Annotated in this window: 9 protein-coding genes and 2 pseudogenes; 4 read left to right on the top strand and 7 right to left on the bottom strand. The window is 61.5% G+C overall.

The genetic code is table 11. The annotated features are described in order from the left end of the window. Positions 1-25 precede the first annotated feature (25 nt). Both FHW92_RS12345 and FHW92_RS12340 read right to left on the bottom strand, forming a co-directional pair. Positions 26-580: pseudogene (locus FHW92_RS12345) on the bottom strand (DDE-type integrase/transposase/recombinase); the annotation flags it as partial. Between the two features lie 31 nt (positions 581-611). After that, positions 612-899, bottom strand: a pseudogene (locus tag FHW92_RS12340) (transposase); the annotation flags it as partial. Between the two features lie 483 nt (positions 900-1,382). On the opposite strand from FHW92_RS12340, the gene galU reads away from it, so the two are divergent. The 3 genes from galU to FHW92_RS25530 all read left to right on the top strand — a co-directional run bounded on the left by galU (position 1,383) and on the right by FHW92_RS25530 (position 9,193). Next, positions 1,383-2,297: a UTP--glucose-1-phosphate uridylyltransferase GalU gene (galU, locus tag FHW92_RS12335; RefSeq protein ID WP_168603515.1), complete on the top strand. Its 915-nt coding sequence runs from the start codon at positions 1,383-1,385 to the stop codon at positions 2,295-2,297. 832 nt (positions 2,298-3,129) lie between these two features. Then, complete coding sequence (locus FHW92_RS12330) at positions 3,130-8,595, top strand: hypothetical protein (RefSeq protein WP_168603514.1); 5,466 nt, start codon at positions 3,130-3,132, stop codon at positions 8,593-8,595. A 238-nt stretch (positions 8,596-8,833) separates the two neighbouring features. Further along, a complete protein-coding gene (locus FHW92_RS25530; RefSeq protein ID WP_210428465.1) occupies positions 8,834-9,193 on the top strand; it encodes a hypothetical protein in 360 nt (119 codons plus the stop codon). A gap of 75 nt (positions 9,194-9,268) precedes the next feature. Here the strand turns inward: FHW92_RS25530 and FHW92_RS12320 are convergent, their stop codons facing one another. The 4 genes from FHW92_RS12320 to FHW92_RS12305 all read right to left on the bottom strand — a co-directional run bounded on the left by FHW92_RS12320 (position 9,269) and on the right by FHW92_RS12305 (position 13,296). After that, the gene (locus tag FHW92_RS12320) at positions 9,269-10,252 is read right to left on the bottom strand and encodes a DUF2493 domain-containing protein (protein WP_168603513.1); all 984 of its coding nucleotides are present in this window, start codon (positions 10,250-10,252) and stop codon (positions 9,269-9,271) included. Between the two features lie 409 nt (positions 10,253-10,661). Next, a complete protein-coding gene (locus FHW92_RS12315; protein WP_168603512.1) occupies positions 10,662-11,672 on the bottom strand; it encodes a DUF2493 domain-containing protein in 1,011 nt (336 codons plus the stop codon). Positions 11,673-11,761: 89 nt separating this feature from the next. After that, positions 11,762-12,265 carry a DUF736 domain-containing protein gene (locus FHW92_RS12310; RefSeq protein WP_168603511.1) on the bottom strand — a complete coding sequence of 168 codons (504 nt, stop codon included), beginning with the start codon at positions 12,263-12,265 and terminating at the stop codon, positions 11,762-11,764. A gap of 530 nt (positions 12,266-12,795) precedes the next feature. Then, entirely contained in the window at positions 12,796-13,296 is a 501-nt protein-coding gene (locus FHW92_RS12305; protein WP_168603510.1) for a hypothetical protein, read from the bottom strand. Positions 13,297-13,303: 7 nt separating this feature from the next. On the opposite strand from FHW92_RS12305, the gene FHW92_RS12300 reads away from it, so the two are divergent. Beyond that, positions 13,304-13,516 carry a hypothetical protein gene (locus tag FHW92_RS12300; RefSeq protein WP_210428464.1) on the top strand — a complete coding sequence of 71 codons (213 nt, stop codon included), beginning with the start codon at positions 13,304-13,306 and terminating at the stop codon, positions 13,514-13,516. Between the two features lie 170 nt (positions 13,517-13,686). On the opposite strand, the gene FHW92_RS12295 is transcribed toward FHW92_RS12300, so the two are convergent. Next, the gene (locus FHW92_RS12295) at positions 13,687-15,105 is read right to left on the bottom strand and encodes a glycosyltransferase family 39 protein (RefSeq protein ID WP_168603508.1); all 1,419 of its coding nucleotides are present in this window, start codon (positions 15,103-15,105) and stop codon (positions 13,687-13,689) included. Positions 15,106-15,108: the final 3 nt, after the last annotated feature.

Here is a 15,108-nt window from a genome sequence, read left to right as displayed (position 1 = left end):
GAAGTCAGGCTCAAACCCGATGTCGTCATGCCGCGAGTTTGCCCGTCATGTCATGGGGGACATGCCCCGCATGACATGACGGGCCGGTTTGCCGATATGCCTCTGCCGGGGTTCTAAGGGCGAAATGAGGCCGATGGCGAACCAGCGCCCGAGGCCCGACCGCAGTTCGCTGCCGGTCCCGAAGGCGTGGAGATACACACACTCGCACTTCACCGATCGCCAGAGACGCTCGATGAAGACGTTATCCATCCAGCCGCCCCGCCCATCCATGCTGATCCGCACCTCTGCTGCTCGCAGCACGCCGGTGAAGGCATGACCTGTAAATTGGCTGCCCTGAACGGTGTTGAGGATCTCGGACTTGCCGTAGCGGGCATGGCATCTGCAAGGCCTCAACGCAAAATGCGGCGTCTGTCGTGTTCGGGATGCGTCAGGCGAGCGCCTTGCGTGTCGCCCGATCCATGATCGCCACCAAAGAGAGAAGGCCACGCCGCATCGGCAGATAAGTCGCATCGGCACACCAAACCTGGTTGGGCCAAATGACCGCCAGACCGCGCAACAGGTAGCGATAGATCCTGTGCTCGGAGGGGCGGATCGCTGGTGCGCGGTCAGACTTTTTTCAGCAGGCGGCTCTTGAGCGTCAGGTCGAGCATGTATTCCTTGAAGGCCAGCGTCTCGCGGCGCAAATCCGTAGTGACGGCGCTGACGGTGTCCCCGGCCAGACGGCGCTTGCCGGTCTCGAAGAACTCCTTCGGCCAAAAGTAATACAAGCTGCGTGCGTTGCCCTCGCGGCGGGACAGCTCTGCGATGCTCTCCTCGCCACGCATGCCATCGAGCACGATCCTGATTTTGCCTTCAGCCGGGAAATGTCGGCGCGCGGCGCGGCGAATATCCTTCACCACCGCCTCGGCGGGCTACTTCGTAGGCTTGGCAGTCGATTTTGGGCTGGAGGGATTGGGTCTCACCGTCACTCCTCGCGTCGTTACGACGAGACCCAATCCCTCCGTTATCCGCAACCCCATTTCTGGGCCATAGGTGCTGAGACCGAACAATGTGATTGCATTTGGCATCCTTGCGGCATTGCCAACTGTCATATGGAAAGTTGCCCCGGCGTCCATCAGTTTGGTCGGGAAGACACCTGTCTCGGCTCCCTGCGTTTCCTGAAGCCTCTGGGCCGCCCACCCCGCTTAAGTCTTTCCGATGCGGCAATCTGAGGAATGAATGCCGGCAGTATCTCGAATGGCTCCCGAACGGGTTCGACTCCGCCGAAACCTCAAAATCACGGATAGAGCTTCGGTTCCCCTCCGGACGCGACCAAGCACACTGCTCGCACTTGCAACATAAGTATTGGCGCGTATAATTTTCCCGGATTATTAGGGGGATATATGAACACTGCTCAACCTATCAAGCCCATCCGCAAGGCCGTTTTCCCTGTTGCTGGCCTGGGAACGCGTTTCCTGCCTGCGACCAAGGCGATCCCCAAGGAAATGCTGCCTATCGTTGATCGTCCTTTGATCCAATACGCCGTCGATGAAGCGCGCGAAGCGGGCATCGAACAGCTCATCTTTGTGACCGGCCGCGGCAAGACCGCCATCGTCGAACATTTCGACACGGCGTTCGAACTCGAAGCCACGATGGAAGGGCGCGGCAAGTCGCTCGACGTGCTCGAACCCACCCGCATCAAGCCGGGTAATCTGGTCACCGTGCGTCAGCAGGTGCCGATGGGTCTGGGCCATGCGATCTGGTGCGCGCGCGCCGTGATCGGCAATGAGCCTTTCGCGATTTTCCTGCCGGACGAACTGATGATCGGCAAGAAGGGCTGCATGAAACAGATGGTCGATGCCTATAATCAGGTTGGCGGCAACCTGATCTCAGTGCTCGAAGTTCCGCGCGAGGACGTGTCGTCCTATGGCGTGATTGCGCCGGGCAACAAACCGGAAGGTTTCAACGAGGCACTGACAGAAGTGAAAGGTCTGGTAGAGAAGCCCAAAGTGGAGGACGCTCCCTCGAACCTTATTGTATCGGGTCGCTACATTCTCCAGCCGGAGGTGATCGACATCCTGTCCACACAGGAAAAGGGGGCGGGCGGCGAAATTCAGCTGACCGACGCCATGGCCAAGCTGATCGGTTCCCAGGCATTCCATGCGGTGACTTTTGAGGGCAATCGTTACGATTGCGGCTCAAAGACGGGCTTTGTGGAAGCCACTCTGGCTCTCGCTCTCGAGAGGCCGGATATGGCCGACGAGGTACGGGCCATGGCCGAACGGCTCTTGGGCTCGAGCGGTCACAAATCTGCCTGAGTTTGAAATTTCGGCTGTCGATTGCGGCGGGAGCACGCCTGCCGTGATCGCAGCTTCTCCTCGATGCTGCGGTCGATCCGCGTCGCCCGGAGGGGCATGGCCAAGCATTTCCTTCCGCCAAATGGCAATTGATCTGAATATCTGTCGGGATGAACATCTACCGAAGGCATCACGAAGTGCCAGAATGAGGTAGCTGCCCACTTAAATAGAGCATTTCTCTTCTGGCAGACCTTCAGGGCGCGAAGGCATACAAGACATTGAGTTTGTCGGCTTTGCACAATGAGCGCCGTTCCGAGGGAGAAGGCCTGATGGCAGGACGAAGGGACCGGCGAATCCGGCTAGGGTAATCTGCGAGCCCTTGTCATCCAACAAGCCGTGCGGCGTACCCCGAAGAGCCGCCCCGCACGCACCTAGCGCCCGTCTTCTCCGGGTCCCACCGACCGTTTGCGTTGGGGGGATATCCCCATAGCTCTGACCGCTCGATCGCCTGTTACAACCGGTTTGCGGGCCGGCGCAGACCCGGGATCCGCGATTGGGTGCTGAACAACAGCTGCCGGGTTCACGGCGGGAAGCAGCCCGGATAGACAAAGTCCGGACATGCATCGGGCCCAGCAGAGGTCGGCTGCATATTTTAAGGATGTCATGAACCGGCAGTACCAAAGCCAAGGCAAGTACCCATCGAATTCGTCGGGCCCAACCGAATTCGCCAAATTGCGAATTTTTTCAGGTTTTTGATGACAGGCCTTCGATTAAGTAATATAACTTAATATATATCGAACAAGTGGGGTGGCCTGTGCTTCAGGAAAAGAATTTTCACCGCTCGCGCAGAGCGGTGTTTTTGGTTGCGCAAATCAGTCTGGGCGCGTTGACGGTCGCAATTCCCAGACAGGCCCTGGCGCAATGTTCCCCCAATCCCAGCCAGGCCAATACAGCGGTCACCTGTTCGGGCACCACCACGCAGGGGTTCACAATCGGCACGACCAATTCCCCCCTGACCGTGAACAGCGGAGCCAGCGTGGCCAACAATGGCGCTGCCGCCATCCTCGTCTCGATACCCGCGGTCTCGCCATATTCCTCGCGCAGCGCTTCGATCACGGTCAACGGCACGGTGACGGCCACCGGCGCGCCAGGCATCGCGGTGACGTCCGGCGCGCTGGGCGGGGCGAGCGCTGACTATTCCGGCACCAGCACCCGAATCACGGTGGACAAAAACGGCTCGGTCAGCGGGCTGTACGGCATTTTCGTCGGGCAGACTCCGGGCAATATCTATGGGTCAGCCAGCGCCTCGCTCGACAATGCAGGCACAATCACCGGCACCAGCGGCATCGCGCTCTACAGTTCGGGCAACTATGCCTATCTTTCCTCGATCCTCAACCAGGCCGGCGGCACCATCGGGGCGATCATGGCCAATGCCACGATCAACAACGCAGGCACCATCGACGGCGGCGCTCTGAGCGCGATCGCGCCGGGGGCCGGCAGCACCTCCTATTACGCCTCCATCACCAACAGCGGCACGATCACATCGTCGGGCGCAGCAGGCACCATCGTCAATTACAACGGTCCCATCAGCAACACCGGCACAATCAGCAACACCGGCAGCGGAGCGGCCATCAGCAACAGCTATCTCGCGCTGACCAATCAGGCGGGCGGCCAGATCAGTGCGGGCGGCGCGAGCGTGCTGGTCACCGCCGGTTCGGCCACCATCACCAATGCGGGCAGCCTTACCAACACCGGCACAGGCACGGTGCTCTCGCTGCTCGGCGCATCAGTGCAGGTGACCAATCAGGCGGGCGGCGTTATCGCGACGAAGGCGGGCAACGACGTTCTTGTCACCGACCGAACGCTGAACCTGACCAACAGCGGCACGATCACCGGCAACATTGTCACGGGTACGGGCAACAGCACCATCGATTCCACCGCGGGCACCATCAACGGCAATGTCAGTTTTGGTACGGGCAACGACACGCTGGTCGCCGTATTGAAGAACGGCAGCCTTTATACCGGCGTGACGGGCAGTATCGATGGCGGCGCGGGCACCAACACGCTGCTGCTGCGCACATCGGCCGATGCCACACTCTCTTCGGCGCTGGCGCTGCCCACCAATTTCGGCGTGCTCGATCTGGCCCCGGCCGCGGGCACCACGCTGACGCTGGGCAGCAGCTATCCGGTGACCTCGACCATCAATTTCGATGGCTCGGGCACATTGGTCAACGCCGCCAACATCAACCGCTCGGGCCAGATCCTCGTCCAGGCGAACAGCTATTTCAGTGGCGGCACTTTCCGCAACGATGGTTCCATCACCGCCGACAATCCGGGCAATACACCCGCCATCGCCATGGCCTACGGTTCCATCAACAACACCGGCACCATCACCGCGAGCGGTGCGGGTGTGGGGCTTCAGGTCGGCACCAGCTTTACCAACAGCGGCACGATTACTGCCGGGGGCACCGCTGCCTCGCTTTATGTCGGAAGCGGTTTTACCAACAGCGGCACGATCCGGTCGACCGGCGGCACGGCCTTGTCGCTGATGTTCTCCTGCACCTGTTCCACAGGCGGCAACAGCGGCACCATTTCGGGCGCAAGCGTGGGGCTGGCCTTGAATGGCGGCACGCTGGTCAACACCGGCACCATCTCGTCTGCCGGCACGGCGGTCAAACTCAACAGCTACAGCACGATTGACAACCGGGCGGGCGGGGTGATTTCCGGCAGCAGCCTGGCGATCACGGCTTCGGGCAGTTCGTTGAACAATGTGTACAACGCCGGCACGATCAACGGCGGTGTGAACCTGGCCTCCAGTTCGCCCTATATGACCGGCAATACCTATGTCGCCCTGGCGGGCGGCGTGCTGAACGGCGATCTGACGCTGGGCGCTCCCGACACGCTGGTCACCTCGCTGACCGGGGCGGGCACCAGCGGCTATGCCGGGATCAACGGCACGGTCTATGCGAATGGCTCGGCGCTGCGCTACAACGTCACCGCCGATGCCAGCGATACGCTGTCCAACCATACGGGCTTTGCAACGCTGGGCTATCAGGTGGCCGGCGGCGCGACGCTGACACTGGGCACCAGCGGCACTTGGGGATCAACCGTCAATCTGGCAGGCACCGGCAGCGTGGTGCTGAACGGCAGCGTTACAACGACCAACGCGGCGGCGCTGACAAGCGCCACCGTGATCCAGTCGGGCACCAATCTACCCGCCACCGCGCTGACCATTACCAACAATGGCACGCTGGCCGCCACGCGCAGCAGCACCTCCGTCTATACCGGCACGGTGAACCTGAACGGCACCGCCGACAGCTTCACCAACAACGGCACTGTCCGTTTCACCGACACCACCGGCACGACCGGAACGACGTTCGCTGCGGTGTCCGCCACCACCGTCACCAACAATGGCACGATCAGCGCCACGGGCGGCGCGGGCGTGTCGGCCACCAGCCTGACCAACACCGGCACCATCGCGTCCAACGGCGATGGCGTCCAGCTCAACGGGTCGACGATCAGCAACAGCGGCTCGATCACCAGCACCACGGGCGCGGCGATCCGCAGCATCGCCTATTACAGCAACGCGAACAGCGTGACCAATATGGCGGGCGGCACGATCACCGGCGTGAACACGGCGGTCCAGATGAACGGCGGGCTGCTGAGCAATGCCGGCACCATCAACGGCAACGTCAATCTGGGCTACTCGCCTTACGGCGGCACCAGCTACTCTTCCGGTGCCTATGTCGCCGGCGGCGGCACGATCAGCGGCAATCTGGTGTTTGGCGCAGGCAATGATGTGCTGGTGGAAACCGGCTCCGGCTATGGTGTGAACGGCAGCATCGATGGCGGCGGCGGCACCGACTTTATCGGTCATCAGCGCAGCGGCACGGCCAGTGTAACGCTGGGCGGCGGCTTGTTCAGCGGCTTCTCGGGTGAATTCGTGGCGGCGGCCGGTGCCGGTTCGCAAGTGACGGTAAAGGCCCCGTCGAGCTATACCGGCTCCATCTATGTCAGCGGCGACGGCACGATCATCAATCAGGCGGCCACCAGCGGCAGTGTGCTGGGGCTGGACTCGGCAGGCGTCAGCTATCAGCCCTACAGCGGGGTGGAACTGGGCGGATTTGTCAATCAGGCCAATGTGGGCCGCGTTGCGCTCAACACCGCCAGCTTCAGCAACAGCGCCACCATTGGATCAACCAGTCTGGTCGGCTCGGCCGTTTCGCTGTCCACCACCAAGGGTCTGGCCTTTAACAACAGCGGCACGATCCTGAATGATCGCACAGGTCTCGCTGTTTCAATGACCACTTTCACCAATGCCAACAGTGCGGTGATAAACAGCGGCACGATCACCGGCGGTGTGGCCACCACGCTCTATGGCTCCTATTCGGCCAGCGGCATTGGCAACCTGTCGATCACCAACAGTGGCACGATCACGGGCATCAAGCCCGACTTCTATGGCCAGACCTATGCCATTTATGCCGCAGCCTACAATGGGGGCAGCGTGGCGGTGACCAACAGCGGCGTGGTGAATGGCGATGTCCAGATTTACGGCCCCACCGCCAGCATTACCAACACCGGCACGATCAACGGCAACATCATCACCAGCGCGCAGGCGACGATCCAGATGAATGGTGGCTTTTCGGGCTACATCCGGGCTTATGGCACGGGAAAGAGCACGCTCTCCATCGGCGGGGGGACGCAGGCCGCGCCGGTGGCGCTTGCCTCTGTCTATGGGATCAGCAGTCTGACGCAGAGCAGCGGCTTTGCCACGCTGTCGGGTACAGGGACGTTCGATACGTTGGCGATGAGCGGCGGGCGCTTTGTCGGGCTGGCAGGTTCGGTACTCCGCGCGGGCACTATCACGGTGGGCAGCGGGGCGACCTTTGGTTCGGCTGGCACGGTCAACGGCAATATTTCGGTCAGCGGTATCCTGAGCCCCGGCGCCTCGCCGGGTACGATGACGGTCAACGGCAATGTGACACTCAACGGCGGGTCAATCTCGCAATTTGAAATCACGCCCACGGCTCAGGACAAGCTGAACATCAACGGCAAGCTGGTCATCGCCTCGGGCAGCACGCTGCAGATCGTGGCCTCCACCCCGGTCAAGGCGGGCAGCACGCTCAACCTCATCAGCGCCTCGGGCGGGATCACGGGCACCTATGATACGGTGACGGGCCTGCCCGGCGTGGTCAAGACGCAGGCCAATGGCGATCTGGGGCTGTTGGTGCAATTCGCCAATTCCTCAACCTATAATCCGCAGGTGCAACGCGCGATCACCTATGTGAACAATGCGATGGCCGCGAGCGGCGCGCCTGCGGCGCTGTTCCCGGCGCTTTCCGCGCTGCAGGACGGCAATGGCGCGCCGATTGCTTCCGCTTTCGCGCGGATCACGCCCGAACCCTATGCCGATGCGATGGAAATCGGCGCTGAAACCGCGCTTTCACTGGCTGCCACGGCCCGTACGCTGGGAGCGGGGGAGAATCGCGGACCGCAACACTACTTCAGCTTTGGCCAGGCTTTTGGCGGCCTGCATCAGTTTTCCGGCGATGATCATCAGGGCATCAGTCGGGCAACGATCAATGGCTACGGTGTGCTGGGCGGGGTTGGCGTGGCGGGCGAAGGCTATGCCCTGACCGGCTATGCCGGCTGGATCGGCCAGAACCAGTCCGTCGAAGCGATCGGAGCATTGACCAGAACGCAGGGCGTCGTCGGCGGTGTGGCGCTCCGGCTGGGCACTGCGGCAACGCAGATCACCCTGTCGGCGGCCTATGATGCCGCGCGGGCAACGACGCATCGCTCGGTGCCCGATGCCGGCCAGATTTCGGCGAGCTATACTTTGCCCACCGTGTCGCTCGATGCCTCGATCAGCCATACCGTCGCGCTCTCGCAAAACTGGGTGCTGCGCCCGCATCTGGGCGCGACATGGGTCAAGACGCGTCATGGTGCCTTTTCCGAAAGCAGCCCCCACCCTTATGCGCTCCAACTTGCTGCGGCGGACCGCAAGCAGGCCTTCATCGATGGCGGGATCAGCTTTGAAAGCCCGGAGGAAGCCAAGGGGCGCTGGCGCCGCTTCCTGACGCTGGGCCTGCGTTATCGGCTGCAGGGCGATCCTGTGAGCGCCGCAGCGGCGCTCGCGGGCGGCGGCTACAGCCTTCTCGCCTACGGAGCCGGCCGCAACCGGTTCAGCGGCACGGCGGCAGTGGGCGCGGAATTCCGCGTCGGGCCGGGCGTTGTCCTGTTCTCCACCGCCTCGGGCGAACTGGGAGAAGCAAGCAAGCGCGAGAGCGTGACGACGGGATTGCGCTTCCTGTTCTGAGGACCGCCACGGCGGAAAGGGCTTGGTCTTTGACTTGGCAGGCGGCCTGCCGCGTGATGACAATGGATCGGCAGGGGGCACTGCGCAGCATGGCCCTTGCTGTTCCACCGTTTTCCTGAACTGCTGTTCGAAGGCATGGCTTTGGGACAAATTTTCCGCCCTGGTGTTGCGAACATGCGCCATACGCCCGATATGGGAAGCGTGGCGGGCAGACCATCTCTTCAAAAGGATGATGGACATGCCCAAATGGAATGAAAGAGATCGCCTTGCCGAACTGGAAGAACGCCGGCGCAAGGCCGCCGAAGATGTCGAGAAGGCACGCCATGCGCTCCGGGGCAAATATGCCGATCTGATCCGCGCGCTCCCGCTCGAGCGTCTTGCCGAACTTGATCTGCGTGAGATCGTGGCCCAGGCGATCCGCGCCGGCGGTGACGCGGCGATCACAGCGCTCAAGGCTTTGCCGAACGCGGGAGACGATGCTGCTGCCGGGCCTCGCCGGCCCACCAGACCGAGCCGATATAAGTCGCCAGGAAGCAAAGCCACGGAAGAACCGCAACCTTCCCTCGGCAACGCGACGGACCCGGTGACGGGTCCCTGAGCGGGGCCGACATCGGCGCAGGAATAAAAGAAGAAGAGCTGGCCCGGACAAACCGGACCAGCCCTTTGCGCTACCCTAACGGGGTGCTGTTGCCCGCTGATTGGCCAGCGTGATGAAATGCGCCGGGATACCCTTAGCCCTCACACCGCGCGCCAGATGCGATTGCAGCCCTGAGCCCTGCGCCACCACCGCCTCGACAGGACATAGCGCCAGCAATTGCTCGTTGCGACGGAACCCGGCCTGCGCTCCCAGTTTGCGGTTGAGAGTGAAGGCCACGACACGGACATTCCGGCTCGCCGCCCATGCCGCCGCCATCGCATCGCAACCCTTTTCCTGTGCCGTTGATGCCAGCACCATCGCCGGTATTCGCGCACGGATTGCATCGAGCCTGTCCCAAATCAGCGCGTGATCGTGCCAGCCTTCCGCCCCGCCGGAGAAGATCACGATCGGGGCTTGGGGATGGTGTTGATCGATCCGGCGCTGACGGCGCGCGGCAAGGAAATCCTGGGCGGCAATCACCGAGGCAGTGCGCTTACCCGACACCAGCGATCCGCGCGGTGAGGACCACGGGCGGCCTGTTTCGCTGTGGAAGGTGGCAGCGGCATGGTCGCGCATGCAGGCCACTGCCTCGCGGGCTTCATCGAGCGACTGGCAAAGGGTCTGGGCCTCTTCAAGTTCCCCCATCATCACCTCGCTGCCGTCAACATCGCGGATGAGATCCCGGACCTTGAGCGCGGCCTTGTCCGCCTCGCCGTCGAGTTGCCCGGCGACCCGGTGGAAGGCATGGACGATCCCCCATGCGAGGCGGTCGGAAAGGGTCTCCAGCCTCGTATCGCGCAGCACATCGAACATCGTGCGCACCAGCACTTCGGTGGCAAGCTGGACCTGCAGTGCGTCGGGCAGATCGCTCGTCACCACCTCGTCGGCCACGCTGCTGCGGAAGCCATCGACGGTCTGCGTAAAGCTGTGCGCGAAGTCATCGGTGGGACACACGGTTTCCTGCGCGAGGAAGTCGGCGATTTCGGAGAAGGAGCGGACAGAACGGATTGCCTTGGTCATGGAAACCTCCTTGATAAAGAGGTCTCTTCATCGGCACGGGCGCCGAGCGGCGGGGTCAGGGATCGCGGAACGCGACCGCGCAGCGGCGGTGGGGGTCACGATTTTTTCGGGCGGCAAGTGAGCCTGCAAACCAGACACTGCACCCGATCCGCCCGTAAAAATGGTGGGGCCCCGCCGTCCTTGAGGCCGTCGCGATCCCGTGCCACACTTGGAAGACTTGAGAGAAGAGAGGAGGCTTGCGGAGCGGGGGTTCGATGCCCCCGCTTCGCAACCGGTGCCTCCAGCCGCCACCTCGCCATGGGGCCTCAATTTCGCTCAAACGGGAGGCCAGCCCCTCCCCTCAGGCATAAAAAAGGCCGACCGCGCATGAGCACAGCCGGCCTGCTTTGAGGTAAAACAGAAAGAGCGATCAGACGCTATGCCGGCGCCTTGTCACCGTCAAACGGGGGACACTCGCGATGGGTGCCTGATCATTTTTGCGGAAGGCATGGATGGGCACCCCCGCCTTGCGCAAAGCCTGATAGAGATTGGCCTGAATGCCTGATCCCTCACCAAGGATGGCCTCGACGGGTTTCAACCCCACCATCCGCCGGTTCCGGGCAAAGGGAGCCCCGCGCCCTGCACCCGTCAACGTATAGGCCACCAGCGGAACCCCACTGTGACCGGCCCAGGCTGCAACAATGGCATCGAAGCCTTTTCGCTGCGCGGTTGAAACCAGCATCATATGCGGGATGCGCGTGTGGACCGCATCAAGCCTTGCCCAGACGGCCTGCCAGTCATGCCATTCGGCAGGCCCAGAAGCGATGACAATCGGTCCTTTGGGCACATGGCGCTCGCGCTTTTCGAGTTCGCGCCCGCGCAGAAAGTCCTGAACGGCGATCTGCGTGGCGCTCGAGGCTTTCGATGCGCGCGAGCCCCTGGCTGGCGACCATGGCCAGCCCGACTGCGCGCGATACATCTCGGCGGCATAGTCGCGCATGCATTCCATCGCCTCACGCTGCTCGGCGGTCGACTGGCAAAGGAGCTGTTTGTCCTCGAGCTCCCGATTATAGACTTCCGATGTGTCAGGACTGCGGGCCAGGTCGCGGATTTCATCGGTAAGGGCCTCCTCGCGGCGCTCCAGCTTGCCCGCAACGAAATGGAAGGAATTGACAAATCCCCAGGCGATTTCCGCTGCGAGCGGCTCAAGCCTGGTCCCGGTGAGCAGATCGAAGATCGTGGCGATCACGGCACCGCATTCGGCCTGCGCCGCAAGCGGTTCGGGCATATCATGTTCGCCGGGCTCCTCGCCCGGTTCAGTGATCGACAGCGGCATGGGATCGCCAAACGCCCGCTGGAATTCAGGACTGGCGGTGATCGCCGCATAGAGGCTGGGCAGATCGGCAAACCTGCTGACGCTGCGTGGAAACGGATCGGTCATGGTAAGCACTCCCAAAGCACGGGGGAGATAAAAATTGGGCCGGAAACGCGTGAACGCTCCGGCCCGTTTGAGGTGGAACACAGCGAGGATCAGAACGCCATGTCGTCATCCTCGTCAGCGCCGACGAGCGCCATCTGACGCATTACCGTGCCATCGGGCCCGGCAGTGCTGTCGCCAAAGCCGTTGTCCGCACCGCCTTCGTAGCGACCACCGGCATCCCCGCCCTGCATATCGTAATTGCTGGTGCCGAAGCCGCTGCCGCCGGCATCCGAACGCAGCGTATCGCGCCGCCATGCGATGGCGTAACCGCCGTTCTCATTGCGGAACAAAGCCACCGGCAGGGGCTCGGGCAGGCTGGGATCATCGATATTGCCGGCGAGGAACACCTCCCCGGTCTTTTTCGTTTCGGCCTCCCAGAGGGCGCCGATCTGGACCCAGCGGCGGGCGACATTGAGCGCGACGACCTCGTAGCGGGGCGCCCGCGGGTTCTGACTTTCAACGGGTCGCAGACCGATGCGGGGAAGATCGATCGTACGCGTGGCGATACGACCCATCAGACGACCATGCTGAAGCGAGACTTCTCCGATATTCATTGCCTTGACCTTTCGAATATCGCTCGGAACCCTTTTCCGGCGACACTCATCAAGACCCTTCTCTCCTCTCTGGCCCGAAGCTGCAGCGCGGCGCCCATCTGTCCCTTCCCCTTCTGCCCTCACCGCCCGCGCGGCACCCGTATCGGATCGCATGCCCCGGGCCGACCTTCGTCACCTGGTCTGCCGAATACCCGCGCCAGGTAGGTGAAGGCGATTGTCCGTCGTGATCTTCTCCCAGACGATGACACTTCCGGCATTGAGGGGTCGCAGTCCTAGGCCGTCGCAAATCGGAGGATACTGCGGCCATCTGCATCGACCATCGGGCTGTGAGCATTTATGGGCAGCATGCCGGTCCGCGAGCGCTGAAAGCCGGGGAAATGGGGCCTCAGAGCCATCCTGCAAAGTGAGAGCTATCGCCTGAAAGTCCTGTCTGAAGCAGCAGTTGCAGGTGAAAAGAAACACCGATGCGCCGTGCCTCCTTGGCGAGAAGGTGTCCTCGCAAAAAGGTCCAAGGCTCCGTTCACCTTCTGTTATGCTTGACCAATCTCCGGCGCGCCATCGCTGATATGCCGGAGCTGGCGCCCCATCAGCATCGCGCGCAGACGGTTCTCCATACCGATCAGGTCATTCCGGCAAGGCAGAACCTCAACCGTATAGAGCCCCCGCGCGAAGAGATCCGCCTCAGGAGGGGCCAGCATAGTATAAGCCTCAGGCCATTGGCAGAGCAGCACCCAGGGCCAGTCCGGCAAGGCGGGCCGATAGCGGGCAATCACCACACATTCGCTCACGACCTTCGAGGGGCGACGATCAAAGAGATCGGGAAGTGCCAACTCATCACGCTGCGCTTCCAGAAAGGTCTCAAGCTCGCTCAATTCTTCCGCACTTTCGAGGATGATCGGGTAATACCGCCCCAGCGGCAAGGACACCCCGGCAAAGCCGGCCGGAACATCGATAAGCATAATATCGGGCATGCCTGCCACAGGGCCAGAGTAGAGGCCCCGACTGGCCGCGAAATGATCGGTGATGCGCATAAAATCAGTGTGCCTCAAGGACGGAACACGTCAAGCCATCATGGCAACAACGCAGAAAAACAGCTTTTCTCTGAAGGTCTTGCCAGAGGCGCTGGACATCAAAGTCATCGAACAGGGCTTAATTGGAAACCGGCACCATACCTCCGGCCCGAGCCTGCGCTATCACAAAACGGTCGAACCGATCATTGCGGGCAATGAACATCTCCTCAGCTATAAATAGCTAAGCGCATTTAGCCTGACAAGACCAACTGCCCCTGACCCGGCCGCGTCAGATATGAAGCCGCTCCGCTGACACTGTACAACCATCTTTCCGGGAGGCCAACAACCCTCAAGCGGGACCTGCCGGCCGCCGCCGAACCGCTGCTCCATCTGAAAACGCTCTGTAGAAAATTATTCCGGAATGGCAGCACCTCGATCCGCAATCCGAACGGTGTGAGGAGGATGCAGATCTTTTAAAGCCCAAACGTAAATCACGCGTTCAATCACGGAAACCTTCGCGACCAGAACGTAATCACGTGCCAATGCGCTCAGGACAAGTTTCTGGGTCGCTGGATCGACACGGGGCACCAGCGGCCGGTCCGCCGTGACGATGGCGCCGGGGCGAGATGCAAGCAAACGCGCTTCCTCGGCCGCAGCATCCACCCCCAAAGCCGGAATTTCCGTAGGATTGGTCAAATGATCCGGGTAAATATATCGGCTCGAGGAACAGGCACGAGTCAGCTGGTAAAGGATCGTGGGGCCGTCATAGACATAAAGGCAGCGATGCGTGACATAGGGTGTGATCGCCTGCGCAAGCTGCCGGGCTGCCTGCTCATAGGCCGAAGTTTTGAAGTAATTCGAAGGGGTCAACAAGGCCGGCCACAAACACAGCATGCAACCGATGAAAAAACCTATGCGCCCCCCGCGAACGAGCGGGGCTACCGCTATGCACAGCGGCGGCAAAACAGTGATGAAATAGAAATCATAAAAATCACCCAGCATGCCAAAGCCGGCGACTGCAGACAGAGTCCACCCGGCCAGCAGCCAAAAATCCTGCGGATTGCCCAAGTCACGCCGGCGCCAACGCAAAATCAGGGCCGCAGGCGCGGGTGCGATGACACAAATTGCCTTTGCCAGGACAAATTTGATCTGCAAAAGGCGCGTTTCAACTGGAAACGGCTTGCGGTGAAAAACCGAAATGAAGTTGGCCTGGATAAAAGCGTCCAGATGTCCGCCCCAGGCATAATAGGCAAGAGCTGCAATGGTGGGCAGAACCGCCAAAGTGATCATGGCGAATGCCACGAGAATAAGTCTCTTGAGCGACATTTCGGCATTCCGCAGTCGCCAAAGAAACCAGATCCCTAGAAAGATACCTTCCACAACGGGCATGTATTTAAACTGTATGGCCACCCCCATGAGTGCCATTGCCGTTAACGCGAGGCCGACGATCCGGGACCGCCTCTGCGCATCGTTTGAACGGAAAGCGGCCCAGACGGCACAGGCTGTGAAGGCATTGTAGATGACCGGCGCCTGACCGCCCATGCCGCTCAGTACATTGAGCAGAAGAACATAGGCCAAGGCTGCCACGAATCCCTGAAGCATACCTGCGCTGCGGCGCACAATGCTCCAAATGACCGATGCGGTGACGGCCACGCATAGAGCTGCTATCAGCTGATACTGGATGATACCGCTGCCGCCCAGCAGGCGTACGCCAGCATAGAACAAAAAAAGCCCGACGGGTTTGCGGTCCCAAAGATCCACGTATGGCAATTGCCCATGCAGAATGCGATCGCCGACAACCAGATAGAGCTGTTCGTCATAGTCGAGCATCGG

It is taken from the genome of Novosphingobium sp. SG707, from assembly GCF_012275515.1.
In the GTDB taxonomy this organism is placed as follows: Bacteria; Pseudomonadota; Alphaproteobacteria; order Sphingomonadales; family Sphingomonadaceae; genus Novosphingobium.
Note: the sequence above shows the minus strand (reverse complement) of the source record. Positions and strands in the feature narration are given on the sequence as shown.

Bases quoted from the DNA above. Each gene is read 5' to 3' on its own strand.
- galU (WP_168603515.1), top strand. From the start codon at position 1,383: ATGAACACTGCTCAACCTATCAAGCCCATCCGCAAGGCCGTTTTCCCT.
- FHW92_RS25530 (WP_210428465.1), top strand. From the start codon at position 8,834: ATGCCCAAATGGAATGAAAGAGATCGCCTTGCCGAACTGGAAGAACGC.
- FHW92_RS12320 (WP_168603513.1), bottom strand. From the start codon at position 10,252: ATGACCAAGGCAATCCGTTCTGTCCGCTCCTTCTCCGAAATCGCCGAC.
- FHW92_RS12315 (WP_168603512.1), bottom strand. From the start codon at position 11,672: ATGACCGATCCGTTTCCACGCAGCGTCAGCAGGTTTGCCGATCTGCCC.
- FHW92_RS12310 (WP_168603511.1), bottom strand. From the start codon at position 12,265: ATGAATATCGGAGAAGTCTCGCTTCAGCATGGTCGTCTGATGGGTCGT.
- FHW92_RS12305 (WP_168603510.1), bottom strand. From the start codon at position 13,296: ATGCGCATCACCGATCATTTCGCGGCCAGTCGGGGCCTCTACTCTGGC.
- FHW92_RS12295 (WP_168603508.1), bottom strand. From the start codon at position 15,105: ATGCTCGACTATGACGAACAGCTCTATCTGGTTGTCGGCGATCGCATT.